This window comes from Wenjunlia tyrosinilytica (assembly GCF_014646055.1).
In the GTDB taxonomy this organism is placed as follows: domain Bacteria; phylum Actinomycetota; class Actinomycetes; order Streptomycetales; family Streptomycetaceae; genus Wenjunlia; species Wenjunlia tyrosinilytica.
Genome location: NZ_BMMS01000009.1, coordinates 112,136 through 130,898 on the forward strand (window position 1 = coordinate 112,136; position 18,763 = coordinate 130,898).

The 18,763-nt window shown below is 71.8% G+C and carries 19 protein-coding genes and 1 riboswitch; of the genes, 9 read left to right on the forward strand and 10 right to left on the reverse strand.

Annotation, left to right across the window (positions count from 1 at the left end; all coding sequences use genetic code 11):
• Positions 1 to 59 precede the first annotated feature (59 nt).
• Positions 60 to 740, forward strand: a complete 681-nt coding sequence (locus tag IEY86_RS12220) for an HD domain-containing protein (protein WP_189131633.1) — start codon at positions 60 to 62, stop codon at positions 738 to 740.
• Between the two features lie 49 nt (positions 741 to 789).
• On the opposite strand, the gene IEY86_RS12225 is transcribed toward IEY86_RS12220, so the two are convergent.
• Positions 790 to 1,059, reverse strand: coding sequence for a DUF4031 domain-containing protein (locus tag IEY86_RS12225; RefSeq protein WP_189131634.1), 270 nt, complete (start codon positions 1,057 to 1,059; stop codon positions 790 to 792).
• 6 nt (positions 1,060 to 1,065) lie between these two features.
• A complete protein-coding gene (locus tag IEY86_RS12230) occupies positions 1,066 to 1,434 on the reverse strand; it encodes a DUF8819 family protein (protein ID WP_189131635.1) in 369 nt (122 codons plus the stop codon).
• A gap of 72 nt (positions 1,435 to 1,506) precedes the next feature.
• On the opposite strand from IEY86_RS12230, the gene IEY86_RS12235 reads away from it, so the two are divergent.
• Both IEY86_RS12235 and murQ read left to right on the forward strand, forming a co-directional pair.
• Complete coding sequence (locus IEY86_RS12235; RefSeq protein WP_189131636.1) at positions 1,507 to 2,403, forward strand: MurR/RpiR family transcriptional regulator; 897 nt, start codon at positions 1,507 to 1,509, stop codon at positions 2,401 to 2,403.
• Positions 2,404 to 2,415: 12 nt separating this feature from the next.
• The gene (gene murQ, locus IEY86_RS12240; RefSeq protein ID WP_189131637.1) at positions 2,416 to 3,351 is read left to right on the forward strand and encodes an N-acetylmuramic acid 6-phosphate etherase; all 936 of its coding nucleotides are present in this window, start codon (positions 2,416 to 2,418) and stop codon (positions 3,349 to 3,351) included.
• Positions 3,352 to 3,541: 190 nt separating this feature from the next.
• Here the strand turns inward: murQ and groL are convergent, their stop codons facing one another.
• From groL to thrC, 4 genes are all read right to left on the reverse strand, one after another.
• Complete coding sequence (groL, locus tag IEY86_RS12245) at positions 3,542 to 5,164, reverse strand: chaperonin GroEL (RefSeq protein ID WP_189131638.1); 1,623 nt, start codon at positions 5,162 to 5,164, stop codon at positions 3,542 to 3,544.
• Between the two features lie 853 nt (positions 5,165 to 6,017).
• Entirely contained in the window at positions 6,018 to 6,221 is a 204-nt protein-coding gene (locus IEY86_RS12250) for a cold-shock protein (protein WP_018386095.1), read from the reverse strand.
• Between the two features lie 568 nt (positions 6,222 to 6,789).
• Positions 6,790 to 7,068: a MoaD/ThiS family protein gene (locus IEY86_RS12255; protein WP_189131639.1), complete on the reverse strand. Its 279-nt coding sequence runs from the start codon at positions 7,066 to 7,068 to the stop codon at positions 6,790 to 6,792.
• Entirely contained in the window at positions 7,065 to 8,354 is a 1,290-nt protein-coding gene (thrC, locus tag IEY86_RS12260; RefSeq protein ID WP_189131640.1) for a threonine synthase, read from the reverse strand. The genes IEY86_RS12255 and thrC overlap by 4 nt, the downstream gene beginning before the upstream one ends.
• Positions 8,355 to 8,367: 13 nt before the next feature.
• Positions 8,368 to 8,510, reverse strand: a riboswitch (SAM riboswitch).
• Between the two features lie 178 nt (positions 8,511 to 8,688).
• Here thrC and IEY86_RS12265 point away from each other — a divergent pair.
• Positions 8,689 to 9,681, forward strand: a complete 993-nt coding sequence (locus tag IEY86_RS12265) for a glucosyl-3-phosphoglycerate synthase (protein ID WP_189131641.1) — start codon at positions 8,689 to 8,691, stop codon at positions 9,679 to 9,681.
• Here IEY86_RS12265 and IEY86_RS12270 read toward each other — a convergent pair.
• Together IEY86_RS12270 and otsB are read right to left on the reverse strand one after the other, a co-directional pair.
• A complete protein-coding gene (locus tag IEY86_RS12270; protein ID WP_189131642.1) occupies positions 9,661 to 11,154 on the reverse strand; it encodes an alpha,alpha-trehalose-phosphate synthase (UDP-forming) in 1,494 nt (497 codons plus the stop codon). The two genes, IEY86_RS12265 and IEY86_RS12270, sit on opposite strands and share 21 nt — an antisense overlap.
• 68 nt (positions 11,155 to 11,222) lie before the next feature.
• Positions 11,223 to 12,074, reverse strand: a complete 852-nt coding sequence (gene otsB, locus IEY86_RS12275) for a trehalose-phosphatase (protein WP_189131643.1) — start codon at positions 12,072 to 12,074, stop codon at positions 11,223 to 11,225.
• 142 nt (positions 12,075 to 12,216) lie between these two features.
• Between otsB and IEY86_RS12280 the strand changes: the two genes are divergently transcribed.
• From IEY86_RS12280 to IEY86_RS12300, 5 genes are read left to right on the forward strand one after another with little or no spacing between them, the layout of a single operon-like run.
• Positions 12,217 to 12,762: an RNA polymerase sigma factor gene (locus IEY86_RS12280; protein WP_189131747.1), complete on the forward strand. Its 546-nt coding sequence runs from the start codon at positions 12,217 to 12,219 to the stop codon at positions 12,760 to 12,762.
• A complete protein-coding gene (locus IEY86_RS12285) occupies positions 12,759 to 13,634 on the forward strand; it encodes a cupin domain-containing protein (protein WP_229698361.1) in 876 nt (291 codons plus the stop codon). The genes IEY86_RS12280 and IEY86_RS12285 overlap by 4 nt, the downstream gene beginning before the upstream one ends.
• Complete coding sequence (locus IEY86_RS12290; protein ID WP_189131644.1) at positions 13,635 to 14,522, forward strand: ABC transporter ATP-binding protein; 888 nt, start codon at positions 13,635 to 13,637, stop codon at positions 14,520 to 14,522.
• Positions 14,519 to 16,111 carry an ABC transporter permease gene (locus tag IEY86_RS12295; protein ID WP_189131645.1) on the forward strand — a complete coding sequence of 531 codons (1,593 nt, stop codon included), beginning with the start codon at positions 14,519 to 14,521 and terminating at the stop codon, positions 16,109 to 16,111. Before IEY86_RS12290 ends, IEY86_RS12295 begins: the two co-directional genes overlap by 4 nt.
• Positions 16,108 to 16,803, forward strand: coding sequence for an ABC transporter (locus tag IEY86_RS12300; RefSeq protein WP_189131646.1), 696 nt, complete (start codon positions 16,108 to 16,110; stop codon positions 16,801 to 16,803). The genes IEY86_RS12295 and IEY86_RS12300 overlap by 4 nt, the downstream gene beginning before the upstream one ends.
• Here the strand turns inward: IEY86_RS12300 and IEY86_RS38040 are convergent.
• Positions 16,751 to 17,101, reverse strand: coding sequence for a DUF3263 domain-containing protein (locus IEY86_RS38040; RefSeq protein WP_189131749.1), 351 nt, complete (start codon positions 17,099 to 17,101; stop codon positions 16,751 to 16,753). The genes IEY86_RS12300 and IEY86_RS38040 overlap by 53 nt on opposite strands.
• Before the next feature lie 125 nt (positions 17,102 to 17,226).
• Entirely contained in the window at positions 17,227 to 18,501 is a 1,275-nt protein-coding gene (locus IEY86_RS12310; protein WP_229698362.1) for an extracellular solute-binding protein, read from the reverse strand.
• Positions 18,502 to 18,763 lie beyond the last annotated feature (262 nt).

Sequence of the window (18,763 nt, forward strand, 5' to 3'; positions counted from 1 at the left end):
TAGCACAGCGTGCCACAGCCGGGCACCTGGGGGCGAGCGGGGATTGCGACAATGCGTTCATGGCTGCCACGCACCCGGCGCACTCCGCGCTCCTCGACCGCTGGAACGAGCTCCTCGGCCGTGCCCGCGGCGGTACGAACCCTACGGACGAGCCCGACGGCGGCGAGGGCCACGAACCCGCCGCCTACGGTGAGCGCCTGCTCTCCGCCTGGGCCGAGCCGCAGCGCCGCTACCACACCACCGACCATCTGATCGCGGTGCTGGACCGCGTGGACGAGCTCGCCGAGTACGCGGCCGACGCCGACGCCGTGCGCCTGGCGGCCTGGTTCCACGACGCCGTCTACCTGCCGGACCGCTCCGAGAACGAGGAGCGCAGCGCCCGTCTGGCCGAACGCGCCCTGACCGAAGCGGGTGTCCCGTCCCGGACCGTCGCCGAGGTCGCCCGGCTGGTCCGGCTCACCGCCACCCATGACCCGGCGCGGGGCGACCGGGACGGCGAGGTGCTCTGCGACGCCGACCTCGCGGTGCTCGCGGGCGGCCCCCAGGAGTACGCGCGCTACGCGGCCGCGGTACGGGAGGAGTACGCGTTCGTCCCCGACGACCTCTTCCGCCAGGGCCGCTCCGACGTGCTGCGGCAACTGCTCGGGCTGCCGCGCCTGTTCCGCACCACGGCCGGCCACGACCGCTGGGAGGCCAAGGCCCGCCGCAATCTGTCCACGGAGCTGGAACTGCTCGGCTGAGCCGGTCCGCGCGTCCGCGGCTCGTTCAGGAGGGATCGATCGGGGACGCTCAGGGGAGAGCGCGGTGCTTGGGGCGGCGCAGGCCCGCCTCCGTCAGCCGCCTCAGAAGTTCCTTGCTGCCGACCTCGATGGCACCGCAGCGCACCGCGTCGGCGTAGCGCTCGGACGGAATGTCGTAGTGGTCGCGCTCGAATGCCCTCGGCGGGCAGCCCGCCAGGGCCGCGAAGGCATGCAGTTCCTCGAACGAGACATCGCTGACCAGGTGCGACCACAGCCGGCCGTGCCCCGGCCAGGTCGGGGGATCGATGTAGACCGCCACGTCGCCCTACCCCCGTTCCCCACGCTCGGCGCCGAGCCGTCCCACCGCCGCGACCACGATCGCGTCCCTGCCGCAGACCCAGTGCGGATCCGGGCCCAGCTCGGGCTCGATCTGCAACGCGTGCGGGTCGCCCTCGTCCTTGTGCAGCGGGCACAGCGGCCACCGGCCGTAGCGTTCCAGCAGGGCGTCCTGGACATCCTGCGCCACCAGACCGGCCAGGTACTCGGCGCCCTCCGGCCACTGCTCGACCCACCAGCGCCGATGCGCCACCGCGTCCTCGACCAACGACACCACGGTGGCGTCGTCGACTTCGCCCGCGGCCAGGTCGCTGAGCACCAGGGCACGGGCCCCGTGCAGGGCGGCTTCCAGATCCATGCCACCAAACGTAGCGGCAACACCGTTTCCAAGGGTTGACCTGACCCCCGGGACGAAAATACCTTCCAGGCCATGGGTCAGAGCCTGAAGGAAACTTTCGCACCGGCACCCGGAGTGCTGCGGTCCAAGGTGCGCAGCCTCGCGCCGACCATGACCCGGTCCATGCAAAGGGTCGCCGAGACCGTGGCCGCCGACCCGGCGGGCTGCGCCCAGCTCACGGTCACCGCGCTGGCCCATCGCACGGGCACCAGCGAGGCCACGGTCGTGCGCACCGCGCGCACCCTCGGCTACCCGGGCTACCGGGATCTGCGCCTGGCGCTCGCCGCGCTCGCCGCACAGCAGGAGGCCGGAACCACGCCGTCGGTAACCGCCGACATCACCGTCGACGACCCGCTGCCCGAAGTGATCGCCAAGCTGGCCCAGGAGGAGCGGCTGTGCCTGTCGGACACGGCCGCCCAGCTCGACACCACCCAGCTCGAGGCCGCCGTCACCGCGCTCGCCACGGCCGGGCGCGTCGACATCTACGGCATCGCGGCCTCCGCCCTCGTGGGGCAGGACCTGGCGCAGAAACTGCTGCGCATAGGCATGCTCGCGCACGCCCACTCCGATCCGCATCTCGCCGTCACCAACGCGGTCCAGCTGCGGCAGAGCGATGTCGCCATCGGTGTCTCGCACTCGGGGAGCACCGTCGACGTCATCGAGCCGCTGAGGGTGGCGTTCGACCGCGGAGCCACCACGATCGGCATCACCAGCCGTCCGGACGCGCCCATCGCCCAGTACTCCGATCTGGTGCTGACCACGGCGGCCGGGCGCGAGAGTGAGCTGCGCCCCGCGGCCATGTCGAGCCGCACCAGCCAACTCCTCGTGGTGGACTGCCTTTTCATCGGCGTCGCGCAGCGCACCTACGACACCGCGGCGCCCGCGCTCTCCGCCTCGTACGAGGCCCTGACCCACCGCCACCGACTGTGAGACAAGCCCCTGATGACTGACGAACTCCCCAAGCTGCGCCGCCAGCTCGACTCCCTCACCACGGAGGCCCACCGCACCGACCTCGCGGACATCGACCAGCTGCCCACGCTGGAGATCGCCAGGGTGATGAACGGTGAGGACGCGGGCGTCGCCTCCGCGGTCGCCGCGCAGCTCCCGCGGATCAGTTCCGCCATCGACGCCATCGCCGAGCGGATGGCCGCGGGCGGACGGCTGGTCTACGCGGGAGCGGGCACGGCCGGTCGGCTCGGGGTGCTCGACGCGAGCGAGTGCCCGCCGACGTTCAACACCGCGCCGGGAGAGGTCGTCGGCCTCATCGCGGGAGGCCCGGCCGCGATGGTCGCCTCGGTGGAGGGAGCCGAGGACCGTGCCGACCTGGCCGCGGCCGACCTCGACGAGCTCAAGCTCAACCCGGACGACACGGTTGTGGGCATCTCCGCCTCCGGCCGCACCCCGTACGCCGTCGGAGCGGTCGAGCACGGCCGCGCGCTCGGCGCCCTGACGGTGGGTCTGTCCTGCAACGCGGGCTCCGCCCTGGCGGCGGCCGCGGACCACGGCATCGAGGTGGTGGTGGGGCCCGAGCTGCTGGCCGGCTCCACGCGGCTGAAGGCCGGGACCGCCCAGAAACTCGTCCTGAACATGATCTCGACCATCACCATGATCCGGCTGGGCAAGACCTACGGAAACCTCATGGTCGACGTCCGCGCCTCCAACGAGAAGCTGCGCGCCCGTTCGCGCCGCATCGTCGCCCTGGCCACCGGGGCCGGGGACGCGGAGATCGAGGAGGCGCTGACGGCGACGGACGGCGAGGTCAAGCAGGCGATCCTGGTGGTCCTCGGGAGCGTCGGCGCTCCGACGGCCGCCGCACTGCTCGCGCGAAGCAGGGGGCATCTGCGCCCGGCGCTGCGGGAGGCGTTGGGCAAGGGCTGACTTTGCGGCCGACGCGGAGACCGACGCGAAGACCGCGAAGTGGAAGCCACGTGGAAGAAGGCGCGGACGCCGACGTGGAAGCCGAGGCGGACGCCGACGTGGAAGAGGGCGGTGCGGGAAATGCCCGAGGACGGCACCCCCGGTGGGGATGCCGCCCTCGGTCCGGTCCTGCGAACCTCTGATCGAAGGATCAGAAGTCCATGTCACCGCCCGGCATGCCGCCGCCCGCGGGGGCCGCGGCCTTCTCCGGCTTGTCGGCGATGACGGCCTCGGTGGTGAGGAACAGCGCGGCGATCGACGCGGCGTTCTGCAGCGCGGAGCGCGTCACCTTGGCCGGGTCGATGATGCCCTCGGCCACCAGGTCGACGTACTCGCCCGTGGCGGCGTTGAGGCCGTGGCCCGGGGTCAGGTTGCGCACCTTCTCCACCACGACGCCGCCCTCGAGGCCGGCGTTGACGGCGATCTGCTTCAGCGGGGCCTCCAGGGCCAGCTTCACGATCTGCGCGCCGGTCGCCTCGTCACCGTCGAGGTCGATCTTCTCGAACGCGGCGGACGCCTGGAGCAGAGCCACGCCACCACCGGCGACGATGCCCTCCTCGACGGCGGCCTTGGCGTTGCGCACCGCGTCCTCGATGCGGTGCTTGCGCTCCTTGAGCTCCACCTCGGTGGCCGCGCCGGCCTTGATGACGGCCACGCCGCCGGCCAGCTTGGCGAGGCGCTCCTGGAGCTTCTCGCGGTCGTAGTCGGAGTCCGACTGCTCGATCTCCGCACGGATCTGGTTCACGCGGCCCTGGACCTGCTCCGGGTCACCGGCGCCGTCCACGATCGTGGTCTCGTCCTTGGTGACGACGACCTTGCGGGCGCGGCCGAGCAGCTCGAGACCGGCGTTCTCCAGCTTGAGGCCGACCTCCTCGGAGATGGGGGTGCCACCGGTGAGGATGGCGATGTCCCCGAGCATGGCCTTGCGGCGGTCACCGAAGCCGGGAGCCTTCACCGCGACGGACTTGAAGGTGCCGCGGATCTTGTTCACGACCAGGGTCGACAGGGCCTCGCCCTCGACGTCCTCGGCGATGATCAGCAGGGGCTTGCCCGACTGCATGACCTTCTCCAGCAGCGGGAGCAGGTCCTTCACCGAGGAGATCTTGCCGTTGTAGATGAGGAGGTACGGGTCGTCGAGGACGGACTCCATACGCTCCATGTCGGTGGCGAAGTAGGCCGAGATGTAGCCCTTGTCGAAGCGCATGCCCTCGGTGAGCTCGAGCTCGAGCCCGAAGGTCTGCGACTCCTCGACGGTGATGACGCCTTCCTTGCCGACCTTGTCCATCGCCTCGGCGATGAGCTCGCCGATCTGCGGGTCAGCGGCGGAGATGGAGGCCGTGGAAGCGATCTGCTCCTTGGTCTCGACGTCCTTCGCCAGGTTGAGCAGCTGCTCGGAGACGGCCTCGACGGCCTTCTCGATACCGCGCTTGAGCGCCATCGGGTTGGCACCCGCGGCGACGTTGCGCAGACCCTCGCGTACCAGCGCCTGGGCCAGGACGGTCGCGGTCGTCGTGCCGTCACCGGCGACGTCGTCCGTCTTCTTCGCGACCTCCTTGACCAGCTCGGCGCCGATCTTCTCGTAGGGGTCCTCGAGCTCGATCTCCTTGGCGATGGACACACCATCGTTGGTGATCGTGGGGGCGCCCCACTTCTTCTCGAGGACGACGTTGCGGCCCTTGGGGCCGAGGGTGACCTTGACGGCGTCGGCGAGCTGGTTCATACCGCGCTCGAGGCCGCGCCGCGCCTCCTCGTCGAACGCGATGATCTTGGCCATGTGAAGTGGTCCTCCCAAACGGGGTGGATTGCTCCGGACCGCGCTGGCGCCCGCGACGGACGGCCCCGACCCCGGCGGTTCCTTCCCGCCGCGCCCGTGGGCCTCACCCACCCGGTCCTCGTTGTCACTCTCACCTTCAGAGTGCTAACGCCAATGATTAGCACTCGCCCCCTGCGAGTGCAAGCCAAGGAAGGGGAAGCTTCACGGGTTCCCTACCCACGATCGAGCCCGCTCCCCCGTCGCAGCGCCCTCCGCTGGGGCAGAGGGAGGGGCGACGGGCGGGCGCAAGCCAGTCAGGGGTTGGTCAAGTCTTGCGGCCAGCCACCATCAAGCCCCACTCCCGTCGCAGCGCCCTCCGCTGGGGCGGAGGGAGGGGCGACGGGCGGGCGCAAGCCAGTCAAGGGTTGGTCAAGTCCTGCGGCCAGCCACCATCAAGCCCCACTCCCGTCGCAGCGCCCTCCGCTGGGGCGGAGGGTGGGGCAACGGGCGGGCGCAAGCCAGTCAAGGGTTGGTCAAGCCCTGCGGCCAGCCACCATCAAGCCCCACTCCCGTCGCAGCGCCCTCCGCTGGGGCGGAGGGAGGGGCGACGGGCGGGCGCAAGCCAAGGAAGGGGAAGCTTCACGGGTTCCCCACCCACGATCGAGCCCGCTCCCCCGTCGCAGCGCCCTCCGCGGCGCCCTCCGCCTCCGCGCGGCGAAGGGCCCGCACTCCGGTGGAGTGCGGGCCCTTCACTGAGAAGACCGTTGTTGCCGTTCCCCGTACCAGTGATCCCCTGACGCCGCGCACGGGACCGTGCGCCGGCGCCTGCCCTGAATCCTGTGGAGATCCTGCGGCGCTGCGGAGCCCGGAAGGCTCAGCCGGTCACGCGGACCATGTCCGCCTGCGGCCCCTTCTGGCCCTGCGAGATCTCGAACTCGACCCGCTGGCCTTCTTCCAGGGTGCGGTAGCCGTCCATCTGGATCGCGCTGTAGTGGACGAACACGTCCGCACCACCGTCGACCGCGATGAAGCCGTACCCCTTCTCCGCGTTGAACCATTTGACGGTGCCCTGAGCCATTCCTAACTCCCCTATTGCTGGCCCTTTCACGGATCAGCACTCCGCGGATCCGGGTCGTCTCGTTTCATCGGAACGGGCCGACCGCCGCTGAATGTATCCGCACAGATGCCCTCTGCAACAGGTCAATCGGACGAGAATTCCCGAGCGGTTCGAACGGGAATATTGCAGCAAATGCAATCAAATGCGGTCAACTCGGACCAGGCATAAGGGATTCGACTGACAATTCGCTTCGCCAGTTCGAGCGTAAGTTGACGTACGAGTCATACGCCCGTAGCAAGCGTCCTGCCCCGCACCGCACTTGGGAGTGCGGCAATGTGCTCCGCGGGGTTTGAAGGGTGGTGCGGCGGTACAGGAACTCAGTGCGGATGTGCTGTGCCTGTCCGGGGCGGAGCGCATCTTTTGTCGCGCGCCCACCGCCGTGGGCAACTCTACCGCGCCTCAAAAGGTGAACGTGCAACCGCCCCGCCCGCCCCTTAAGGGCGAACGGGGCGGCAGGGCTCTTGTCGGACCGTTACCGGCCGGCAGTCCAGCAGATGCCGAGCTCCCGCACAGGAGGCATCGAGCAGGATCAGCAGCCGCCCGCGACCGCGGGAATGATCGAGACTCCGGCGCCGTCGGGAGTGGGCGTGTCCAGCCCCTCCGCAAAACGAACGTCGTCATCGTTCACATACACATTCACAAAGCGGCGAAGCTTTCCCGTGTCGTCCAGCACCCGCGCGCTGATACCCGCGTGATTGGACTCCAGGTTCGCGATGACCTCCGCGAGGGTCGCCCCCTCCGCCTTCACCTCGGCCTGACCGCCGGTGTACGTGCGGAGGATCGTCGGAATGCGGACGCTGACGCTCATGCGAGGCCTGCCTCTCGGAAGGAATCCAGGTTCGGGCGGATGGTCGCGGACAGACCCGTCGTCGGGGCGACCGCGTCGAGGGTCTTGAGGCCGTCACCGGTGTTGAGGACCACGGTCTCGGCCGCGGGGTCCAGCTTGCCCTCGGACAGCAGCTTGCGCAGCACGCCGACGGTCACCCCGCCGGCGGTCTCGGCGAAGATTCCCTCGGTCCGGGCGAGCAGCTTGATCGCGTCGACGACCTCCGCGTCGGAGACGTCCTCGACCGCGCCGCCGGTGCGGCGGGCGATGTCGAGCACATAGGGGCCGTCCGCCGGATTCCCGATGGCGAGCGACTTGGCGATCGTGTCCGGCTTCACCGGGCGGACCACGTCGTGACCGGCCTTGTAGGCGGCGGAGACGGGCGAGCACCCGGTGGCCTGGGCACCGAAGATCTTGTAGGGCTTGTCCTCGACGAGACCGAGGGCGATGAGCTCCTTGAGCCCCTTGTCGATCTTGGTGAGCTGCGAGCCGGAGGCGATGGGGACGACGATCTGGTCCGGCAGCTTCCAGCCGAGCTGCTCGCAGATCTCGTACGCGAGCGTCTTGGAGCCCTCGCCGTAGTACGGGCGCAGGTTCACATTCACAAAGCCCCAGCCCTCGCCCAGCGGGTCGCCGATGAGCTCGGAGCAGAAGCGGTTGACGTCGTCGTAGGTGCCCTCGATGCCGACGAGCTCACCGCCGTAGACGGCGGCCATGACGACCTTTCCCGCCTCAAGGTCGTGCGGGATGAACACGCACGAACGCAATCCCGCCCGCGCGGCGGCGGCACCGACGGCACCCGCCAGATTCCCCGTCGAGGAGCAGGACAAGGTGGTGTAGCCGAAGGTGCGGGCCGCCTCCAGGGCGATGGCCACGACCCGGTCCTTGAACGAGTGCGTCGGATTCCCGGAGTCATCCTTGATGTGCAGGCCGCCGGTGACGCCGAGCTCGCGGGCGAGGTTGTCGGCCTTGACCAGCTTGGTCCAGCCGGGGTTCAGATTCGGCTTGCTCGCCACGTCGGCCGGGACGGGCAGCAGCGGGGCGTACCGCCAGATGTTCGCCGGGCCCGCCTCGATCCGCCGGCGCAGGGCCTCGGGGTCACCGGTGGGCAGCTCGTAGGCGACCTCCAGCGGCCCGAAACAGATCTCGCACGCGAAGACCGGGCCGAGTGGGAAGCGCTCGCCGCACTCGCGGCAGGACAGCGCGGCGGCGGGGCCGAAGGCGGCGGGGGCGGTGGTGTCGTGCTCAGTGATGGTTGGCGTAGCCAAAGCGAGGCCTCTCTCCTCATCTTCCCCGGGCGTGTTTCGCCGCAGGACGGACTTGGCACCTTCCCCGCCGGGGCCTCGCGCTGTTCGCTTGCGAGAACCGGCTGGAGGGTTGCCGGGGCTTCAACGGGCCGTTCCCTCTGCCCCTCTGGATGAGCGGTATGACGCCCGGTCGTACGGACGTGTTTGTCGCGCGGGACCACCGGCATGCGATGGTCGTGGCGCTTGTTCAAGACTGTAACCGACAGGTCGGACACCGGTCACCGGCGTCCGTACCGCGAGATGGACCCCCCATCCGTCGAGATGGGCACCCATCCGTGACGACAGGAGCCGGCACGTGCTTGACGAGGTGGACCGCTGGCTGCGGCGGCGGTCCTGGGCGGCCGGGGACCGGGATCCGGACCGGCTGGTGGCCGCGAAGGGCGCGGCAGGGGCCGGGGGGACGATCAGCGTGGTGCTGCCCGCCCTCGACGAGGAGCCCACGGTCGGTGAGATCGTCTCGGTGATCCGCCGCGACCTCGTGGAGGCGGTCCCGCTCGTCGACGAGATCGTGGTCGTCGACTCCGGCTCGACCGACCGCACGGGTGAGGTGGCCGCCCGGGCCGGCGCCCGTGTGGTGCACCGCGACGACATACTGCCGCGGGTGCCCTCCGTGCCAGGCAAGGGCGAGGTGCTGTGGCGCTCGCTGCTGGAGACGCGCGGCGAGATCGTGTGCTTCATCGACGCCGACCTGCGTGAATTCGAATCGGGCTTTGTCTCGGGGATCGTCGGCCCCCTGCTGACCGAGCCCGACGTGGACTTCGTCAAGGCGATGTACGACCGGCCGCTGGAGACCGGTGACGCGGTCGTGCCCGCGGGCGGCGGCCGGGTCACCGAGCTGGTGGCCCGTCCCCTGCTGAATCTGCACTGGCCCCTGCTGGCCGGGTTCGTCCAGCCGCTGGGCGGGGAGTACGCGGCCCGCCGCTCGCTGCTGGAGCGGCTGCACTTCCCGTGCGGCTACGGCGTGGAGCTGGGGCTGCTGGTGGACGCGCTGGAGACCGTCGGCCTCGACGCGCTGGCGCAGGTGGACGTGGGGGTGCGCCACCACCGCCACCAGGACGGACAGGCCCTGGGGCGGATGGCGGCGACGATCTACCGCACGGCGCTGGAGCGGCTGGCCCGCACCCACCGGCTCAAGGCCGAGGACGATCTGCTCTCCCCCCTGCTGACGCAGTTCGACCGCGTGCCCGGCAATGGCTTCGTTCCGCACACCCACCGGGTGATGGCCGAGGAGCGGCCGCCGATGCTCTCCGTGCCCGAGTACCGGTGGCTACGCGGTGAGCGCGGCTAGCTGGTCCAGGAACCACTTCTGCGGGGGCAGCGCGGTGGCCGCGGCGGCGAGCCGCTTGGACCGGGCCGCACGCTCCTCGGCGGGCAGCGTCAGGGCCTCGTGCAGCGCGTCGGCGGTGGCGATCACGTCGTACGGGTTGACCATGACCGCGTCCTCGGCCAGCTCGGCCGCGGCGCCCGCCTCGCGGGACAGGACCAGCGCGCAGCCCTCGTCGGAGACGACGGGCACCTCCTTGGCGACGAGGTTCATCCCGTCCCTGATCGGGTTGACCAGCGCCACGTCGGCCATCCGGTAGGCGGCCAGCGAGCGCGGGAAGTCGTCGTCGAGGTGCAGGAGCAGCGGCGTCCAGGACTCGGTGCCGAACTCCTCGTTGATCTCGTCGGCCACCCGCCGCACGGCCTCGGTGTACACGCGGTACTCCGGCACGTCCTGGCGGGAGGGGTAGGCGAACGCTATGTGCACGACCTTGCCGCGCCACTGGGGCCTGGTGCGCAGCAGATGCCGGTAGGCGAGCAGGCCGCGGACGATGTTCTTGGACAGCTCGGTGCGGTCCACGCGCACCACGGTGCGGCGCGGCACCCCGTCGTCCTGGCCGACCCGGGAGCGCAGAGCGGCGAGGCGCTCGTCCACGTCCGGCTTGCGCGCGCGGGAGCGCAGGAAGTCGGCGTCCGCGCCGAGGCCGTGCACCCCCAGGCGCGTCGTGCGCCCCTCGTGGGTGACGGCGAGGTCGGCCGCCGGGTCCGCCGGCCGCTCCACGGACGCGCCGAGGACGGCCTCGCAGCAGTCCGCGAAGGCCCCGGCCCAGCGGCGGGTGAGGAAGGCCGCCCGATCGGCGCCGAGTATCCCGGTCAGTACCTGGCGGCCGATCGCGTCCGGCAGCATCCGGTAGTAGTCCGGCGGCGCCCACGGGGTGTGGGAGAAGTGGCCGATGCGCAGGTCCGGGCGGCGCTCGCGCAGCATCCGCGGGGTCAGGGTCAGGTGGTAGTCCTGGACGAGGACGGTGGCGCCCCGGGCCGCCTCGGCCGCCAGGGAGTCCGCGAAGGCCGCGTTGTAGGCCTCGTACGAGGACCACTCGCGTCGGAAGTCCTCGTCGAAGACGGGCTTGAGCGGGGTGTCGTAGAGCAGGTGGTGGACGAACCACAGCACCGAGTTGGCGACACCGTTGTAGGCGCGGTCGAAGGTGCCCGGGTCGATGTCGAGCATCCGGACGGCCTGGCCGCCGGTGTCGTGGCCGGCGGCGTCCAGGCGGCCGTGCGGCGCCTGGCGGGCGGCCCTGCGGTCGGCGTCGGACAGTGCCGCGCACACCCACACCGACGACGGGGAGGACTCGCCGTGGCCTATGGCGGACAGACCGGAGACCAGGCCGCCCCCGCCCCGGCGCAGGGTCAGGGTGCCGTCGTCCTCCTCACGGAACGAGACGGGGCCGCGGTTGGACGCGACAAGGATCTGAGCTGCTGCGTTCGCAGTGACCATGCGGCGAGCCTTGCCCTCCGTGATGGGAAGCAAACTTGTGTACGTATCCCGAGCGGCAGTACGTGTGCCTAGATCGACAGTACGTCGGCCAGGGCCTCCAGCAACGCAACGACCCCTCCGGGGCCGTCCACGACCAGATCGGCCCGGCGCGCCAGCTCGGCGACGGTGGGTTCGCCGCCCTCGTCCAGCGCTCCACTGCACACCAGCAGTCCCGGCAGTCCCTCTGCCCGCAGCCGTTCCACGGCCCCGAAGGCGGCCAGATCCCCCAGGTCGTCGCCCGCGTAGAGCACGGACCCGGCTCCCACCTCGTTCAGGTACTCCGCGAGTGCCACACCCTTGTCCATGCCGGGCGGGCGCAGCTCCAGCACCATCCTGCCCGGTTCGAGGACCAGGCCGTGCCGCTCCGCCAGCTCCCCCAGGGGCCCCTTGAGCAGGTCCAGCGCGGCGTCGGGGTCCTCGGTGCGGCGGGTGTGCACGGCGACCGCGCGCCCCTTGTCCTCGAGCCAGGTGCCCTGCCAGGCGCCGATGCGGTCCAGGAAGCCGGGCAGCTCGGCACGGGCGGTCAGCACCCCCGGGTGGACCGCGGGCGCGTGCACCTCGCCCGTCACCGCGTCCCAGCGCTCGGCGCCGTAGTGGCCCAGGACCACCAGGTGCTCCAGGCCCGGCACGCCCGCGAACCCGCCGTGCCGCACGGCCACGCCCGGAGGGCGCCCGGTGACGACGGCGACCGACCGCACACGCGGCGCGAGTCCCGACAGCGCCCGGACCGCTCCGGGGTGGGCGCGGGCCTGGTCGGGGTCCGGGACGATCGGTGAGAGCGTTCCGTCGAAGTCGAGCGCGACCACGGCGCGCCCCGGCTCGGCCAGCAGCGCCGCGAGCCCTTCCTTGCCCTGCGGCGTGGTCGGCGTGGGGATACCCATGTCGCCCGACCCTACCCAAGGGCTGCCGGAGCATGTGAGGCGTACGGGAGCACGGCGCGGCCGGACCGGCCGCTTCCCCGGGCACCTTCGACGGCCCGTGAACCGATCGGGGCGGCCGTTGCGATGTAGGGGCGTGACAACGATGAGAGACGGGCCGAAGCCCTCGGACGTGGAGCTGGTGACGGCCGCCGCGGACGGGGACCGCCGGGCCTTCGAGGAGCTGTACCGGCGGTACGCGGTCTGGCTGTCCCTTCGGCTGCGGGGCCGCTGCGCCGACGCCGCGCTCGTCGACGACGTCGTCCAGGAGACCTTCCTGGCGATCTGGCGCGGCTCGGCCCGGTACCGCCACGAGGGTGATGTCGCGGCCTGGCTGTGGCGCATCGGCTCACGGCGGCTGATCGACGCCCTGCGCGGCGCCGGAGCGCGCGGCCGATTGCGGCAGGCGCTCTCCCGCGTGCGCGGCAAGGACGAGCCGTCCGCCGAGGAGCAAGTGCTGGCCGGTGTCGAGCACGGCGATCTGGCCGGCTCGCTGGCCAGGCTCTCGCCCGAGCTGCGAGCGGTGCTCCAGGCGACGGTCATCGACGGCCTCACCACCCGTGAGGCCGCGGTCCTGCTGGGCATCCCGCCCGGAACCGTCAAGACCAGGGCGATGCGCGCCCGCAGGCAGCTGCGGCAGGAGCTGGCATGAGAGGAGGAACGGACATGGAGAGCTGGCACGTTCCCGAGGACGATCTGACCGGCTACGCCGAGGGCTCGCTGGCCGCGCCCCGGCTGTGGTCCACCGAGACCCACCTCGCGGGCTGCGCCCACTGCCGGGAGCGGTTGAACACCGCGGTCGGCACGGCCGCCGTGGACGCGGGCTGGGCCCGGTTGGACGCCGAGCTCGACGCCCCGCGCCCCGGCCCGGTGGAGTCGCTGCTCGTGCGGCTCGGCGTCGCCGACCACACCGCGCGCCTGCTGGCCGCCACCCCCGTGCTGCGGCGCGCCTGGCTCGGCGCGGTCGTGCTGACCCTGCTCGTCGCGGTCGCCGCGGGGCACGCGATGCGCGGCGGCTCCGCGCTGATGATGCTGCTGGCCACCGCGCCCCTGCTGCCGCTCGCCGGGGTCGCCGTCTCCTTCGGACCGGGGCTGGACCCGACGTACGAGATGGCGGTGGTCGCGCCCATGCACACCTTCCGGCTGCTGATGCTGCGCACGGTCGCGGTGCTCACCACGACCACCACCCTCAGCGCCCTCGCGAGCCTGGCCCTGCCCTCCTTCGGGCTCGCCGCTCTCGGCTGGCTGCTGCCCGCGCTCGCCCTCACCGCTCTCGGCCTGGCCCTGATGCCCCGGCTCGGCCCGGTCGTCGCGCCATCGGTCGTCGCCGTGGCCTGGCTGACCGCGGTGTCGCTCGGGGGCCTGTGGACGGGCCCGACCGCGGCGCCGTTCACCACCGCCGGGCAATGCGCTCTCGCCGCCATCGCCGTCGCCGCCACGGCGGCAGTGCTCATCGCCAGGGACCGGTTCGACAGCAGCCGCCACATGAACGCCCGCGTTCGGATCAGCGCCGGGAGGCTTTGAATGACCGCGCCGCCAGCATCGAGGACCGCACCGCCCACCGTTTCCGTCTCCGGACTCACGCTGCGCTATCGCGGCACGGTCGCCCTGGACGATGTCTCGTTCCGCCTCGGTGAGGGCGTCACCGGGCTGCTCGGCCCCAATGGCGCGGGCAAGACCACGCTCCTGCGCATCCTGGCCACCGCGACGCCGCCCGACAGGGGGGCGCTGACCGTCCTGGGCAACGACCCGAGCACCGTGGCGGGCCGCCAGGCCGTCCGCCGCACTCTCGGCTACCTGCCGCAGAGCCCCGGCTTCCACCCGGGCTTCACCGCGTTCGAGTTCGTCGACTACGTGGCGATCCTCAAGGAGCTGACCGACCGGCGGCAGCGGCACCAGGAGGTCCGGCGCAGGCTGGACGACGTGGGGCTGGCCGATGCGCGCGGCAAACGGATCAAGGCGCTGTCGGGCGGGATGCGGCAGCGGGTGGCACTGGCGGCGGCCCTGGTGGGCGACCCGTCGTTCGTGGTCCTCGACGAGCCGACGGTGGGCCTGGACCCCGAGCAGCGGATGCGGTTCCGCGAACTGATCGCCGAGGCGGGCCAGGGGCGGACGGTCCTGCTGTCCACCCACCAGACCGAGGACGTGGCGATGCTCTGCCACCGGGTCGTCGTCCTCGACCGGGGCAGGATCCGCTTCGACGGCACACCCGCCGAGCTGACCGCCGCGGCCGAGGGCAGGGTGTGGAGCAGTGACGCCAAGGCCCAGGGGGCGCTGGCGGGATGGCGCACGGGCACGGGCGAATTCCGCAACCTCGGCGATCCGCCAGGGGGCGCGGCCATCCTCGAGCCGACCCTGGAGGACGGCTACCTGATGGCCATCGACGGCGCCGCCGAAGGGGCCATGGCATGAACGCACTGACCGCGGTCCGCGAAACCGTGGACGCACCCGCCGCGAACCGCCGACGGGCCGTACTCGCCCTGGCGCGCTTCGAGGCGGGCCGCCTGCTGCTCCATCCACTCGTCTTCACCGCCGCTGTCGTCTACTCGGTGTGGCTGCTGTGGCCCGGCGGTTCACCGCAGGAGAGCTTCCCCGTCCTCCAGGACATGGACCGCGAGACGCAGATCGGCCTGGAGCTCATCGGCCTGGCGGCCCTGGTCGGCGCGAACGGGGCAGTGCTGCGCTCGCGCCGGCACGGCACAGAGGCGCACTTCGGCACCCTGGTGCTGCGACCGTGGCAGCGCACCTGCGCCCACCTGCTGTCCCTGGTGCCACTGGTCCTGCTGACCGCCGCGGTCGTGGCCGCCCAGCTGGTCCGGGCACTCACCCGGCCCGGCGTGGTCGGGCACGCCAGCGTCAACGAGCTGGCAACCGGGCCCGCGCTGGTGCTGCTGTTCGCCGTGGTGGGTGTGCTGCTCGGGCGTGTGTTCCGCTCGTCGTTCGCCGCCCCGCTGGCCGTCGTCGTGGTGATCGCGCTCACCTTCGTCTTCGGGGTGGGCGCCTCGGGCGCCGAGGGGTTCCGCAGGCTGTCCCCGCTCGCCTTCGACGAGGGGGGAATGCCGCTGCCCTCGCACCTGATGGGGCGGCCCGCCGGGTGGCATCTGCTCTACCTGGCCGGGCTGGTGACGCTGACCGGTGCGGGGGCGGTCCTGGTCAGCGGCGGACGCAGCGCGGCCGTGAAGGCAACGGCCTTCGGCGCGCTGGCGGTCTGCTCGGTCGGCGCCGTCCTGCAGAGCCTGGGCCCGTCCGACGCGCTGCGGGCCGCTCGCGAGGAGGCGACCGACCGCCCCTCCTCCATGCAGGAGTGCCATCGCCGCGGTCCGACGACGTACTGCGCCTTCCCCGAGTTCACACCGTGGACGGACGAGTGGGACACGGTGGTGCGCGGGGTGCGCGGGCTCGCCCCCGACGGCGTGAAGGAGCGGCGGCTCTACGTGCGGCAGCGGGTCTTCGCCACGGACGGCCCGAGCGGGCCGGGCTCGGGGACCCGTCCGGCGGTGCCCTCCGGCCTGCACTGGGCCGAGGACGACCGTGCGGCGGGCACCCCGGACGCCATCGCGGCGGGTACGGCCTGGGGCGGCGGGGAGAAGGAGATCGCACTGGCGGCGGCCGTTGCCCACCAGCTCGTCATGGGCCACGGTCCGCGGGCGTCCTCCGCCGTCATGTGCGACGGGCGGGGGGTGCTGGTGTTCTGGCTCGCGACACAGGCCACCGAGCACACCGAGGGCGGTCTGCACTCGATCCTGGCGCACTCCTTCGGCGGCGGGGCCTCCATCCCCTCCCCCGCCGACGGCCTGAGCGCGGGCCTGGTGCTTCGCGACCACGAGTACGCGGTCGTGCGTGCCCTGCTCGACAGACCCAGGGCCGAGGCCGGCGCCCGCGTCAAGGCCGAGTGGGGGCAACTGACCGCCGAGGGCGTCAGCACCGAGCGCGCCGCCGAACTCCTGGGCGTCAAGGCGCCGCCGCTGACCGACGACGACCGGCAGTGGGGGTGCCAGTGATCCGGGCGCTCGTCGTCGCACTGCTCGCTCCGACGTGGCGGACCCTGCCGTGGGCGCCGCTCGCCGCAGGCGGGACGCTCGGACTCGCTCTGGTAGGGGCGCCCGCGCTGCTCCCGCTGACGCTGCCCCCCGTGGTCCTGGTCGACCTGGTGCGGGTGGCTGCCCTCTCGGGCGCGCTCGGTGCCGCGTTCCTGCTGGACGACCCCGCCGGGCACACCACCGGCGCCGTGCCGACCCCCCGGCTGCTGCGGCACTCGCTGCGCACGGCACTTCTGCTGCCGCTCGCCGCCGGGTGGTGGGTGGCGGTGCTCGCCGTCGCCCGGCTGGCACCGGCCTCCGGAGCGGGGCTGCCGTACGGCGCCCTGACCGTCGAGGCGGCGGCTCTGACGGCCTGCTCGGTCGCGTGCGCCGCAGGAGTCCTGCGGTGGGGCGGCGGTACGGCGGCGGGTTCGACCGCGGGCCCGGCGGTGATCGTGTTGTCGGCATCGCTGGCCGCCGTTCCGCACCGGTACCGGCTCTTCGTGGCCGTCGACGATCCTCACTGGGCCGATGTGCACCGCTACGGCTGGGCCGGTCTGCTGGCGGCGGCGGTGTGCGGGTGGTTCGCGTGGAGCCTGCAACCCACGACCCGCCGGCCGGTCAGCGGCGGCTTCGGCGGGCGTCGCGCATTCGGCGCAGCCGGTTCACGGTGACCGGGTCGTGCTCCAGGGCGTCGGGGGTGTCCAGGAGGGCGTTGAGCACCTGGTAGTAGCGGGTCGGCGACATGCCCAGCTGCTCGCGAATGGCGCGTTCCTTGGCACCGGGACGGCTCCATGTGCGACGGGCCAGGTCGAGCACGGCACGGTCGCGGTCGGAGAGTCCGCCCCGCGCCGGCTCGGCGCCGTCCTGATCGGCCCCCTCCTGCTCGCCCCCCTCCTGCTCGCCCCCCTCCTGCTCGGGGGCGGCGTGCTCGGCGTCGACGTCCTCGGCGCCGGCGTGCTCGACCCCCACGTGCTCGGCCCCCAGGTGCTCGGCGCCCGCGTCCTCGGTGCCGCCGTGCTCGGCGCCCGCGTCCTCGGTGCCGCCGTGCTCCCTGCCCGCGTCCTCGGCGTTGTGCTCGCTCGACACGGTGCCGCTCAGCTCTTCGTCTTCGCGTCCGCCGCCTTGAGGTCGGTCACCCGGTGGTTGGCGTAGGTCTGAAGCTGCTGGAGGACCTGGCGGGGGTCGCCGGTGACCGCCTTGCCGAGCTTCTTCTTCATCTCCGTGCTGACCGCGCCCCAGGTCGGGTCGCCGAGCGGGTACAGCCGGGCGGTGCTCAGCTTCTGCAGGAACGGCTGCACGGGCTTGAGCGAGGGGTCCTCGCTCATCGCGTCCGACGCCGTCGTGGTCACCGGCAGCAGGTCGTACTTGTGCAGGAAGTCGACGGTGTTCTTCTGGTTGTAGGCGAACGCGAGGAACTCGCCTATCTGGTCGCGGTGCCCGTTCTTCTTGAAGCCCATCATCCAGTCGGCCACGCCGAGCGTCTCGCTCAGTGCCGCCCCCTTGCCGGGGATCGGGGCCAGCTTGTACTTGATCCCGGCCTTCCTGGCGGCCTCGGTGAGCGTCGGGTGGCCGTTGAGCATGCCGACCTTGCCCTTGAGGAACTTGTCGAAGACGTCCTGACGGTTGGTCTTCGCCGGGTCGGACCCGGCCAGTCCGGGGGTGACGAGATTGTCCTTGACCCACTGCAGCGCCTTGATGTTCTGCTCGGAGTCGAGGGTGTAACTGCCCGTCTGGTCGGTGTAGTCGCCCTCGCCGCCGAGCAGCCACATCATGGTCTCGGCCTGCGCCTCCTCGGGGCCCATCGGGAGGCCGTAGGGCATCTCGACGCCGGCCGCCTTGAGCTTGAGGGCGTCGGCCTTCAGCTCGACCCATGTCCGCGGGGCGCCCGTGGTGATGCCCGCCTTCTCGAACAGCTTGGTGTTGTAGAAGAACATCCGCGAGCTGGAGACGAACGGGATGCCGTACTGCACGCCCTTCACATCGCCCGCGTCGGCCAGGGACGGGATGAAGTCGGACTGCACGGGGATGGGCAGCAGGTCGTCGGCGCTGTAGAGCATGCCCTTGGCGGCGAAGTCGGCATAGGAGCCGGTCTGCAGGATGTCCGGCACGTCCCCGCGGTCGAGCATCGCGGCGACCTTCTGGTCGATCGTGTTCCAGCTGACGACGTGGACGTCGATCTTGATGTCGGGGTGCTGGGCGGTGAAGTCCTTGGCGAGGCTGTCCCAGTACTTCTTGGAGCTGCTCTCAGGGGTCGAGCCGTAGTCCGCGGCCACGAGCTTGAGGGTGACCGAGCCCGAGGAGCCCGTGCCAGTGCCACACGCCGTGAGCGTCAGGGCCCCCGCGAACACCACCGCGGTCAAGCCGATCAATCGCCGCTGCACCTGCTGTACCGCCTTATTTCTGCTCTGCCCTGCAACCGAAGCGCCTGAGTCTCCCCTGAACGCCACCCCTAGGTCTACACCAGTCGCGACTTCACTGGAAATATCGCTCCCCTTCCCCAAGCGGAAGCCCCGCCGCCACCCGTGCGTGCCCTTCCCTCCGGCCCGAGTTGACCGCGGAAGCACGCACCGGAAGGGCCGACCGCCACCCCGGTCACGTGGGGAAAACGACGCCGACCACGTGAGTGGACTA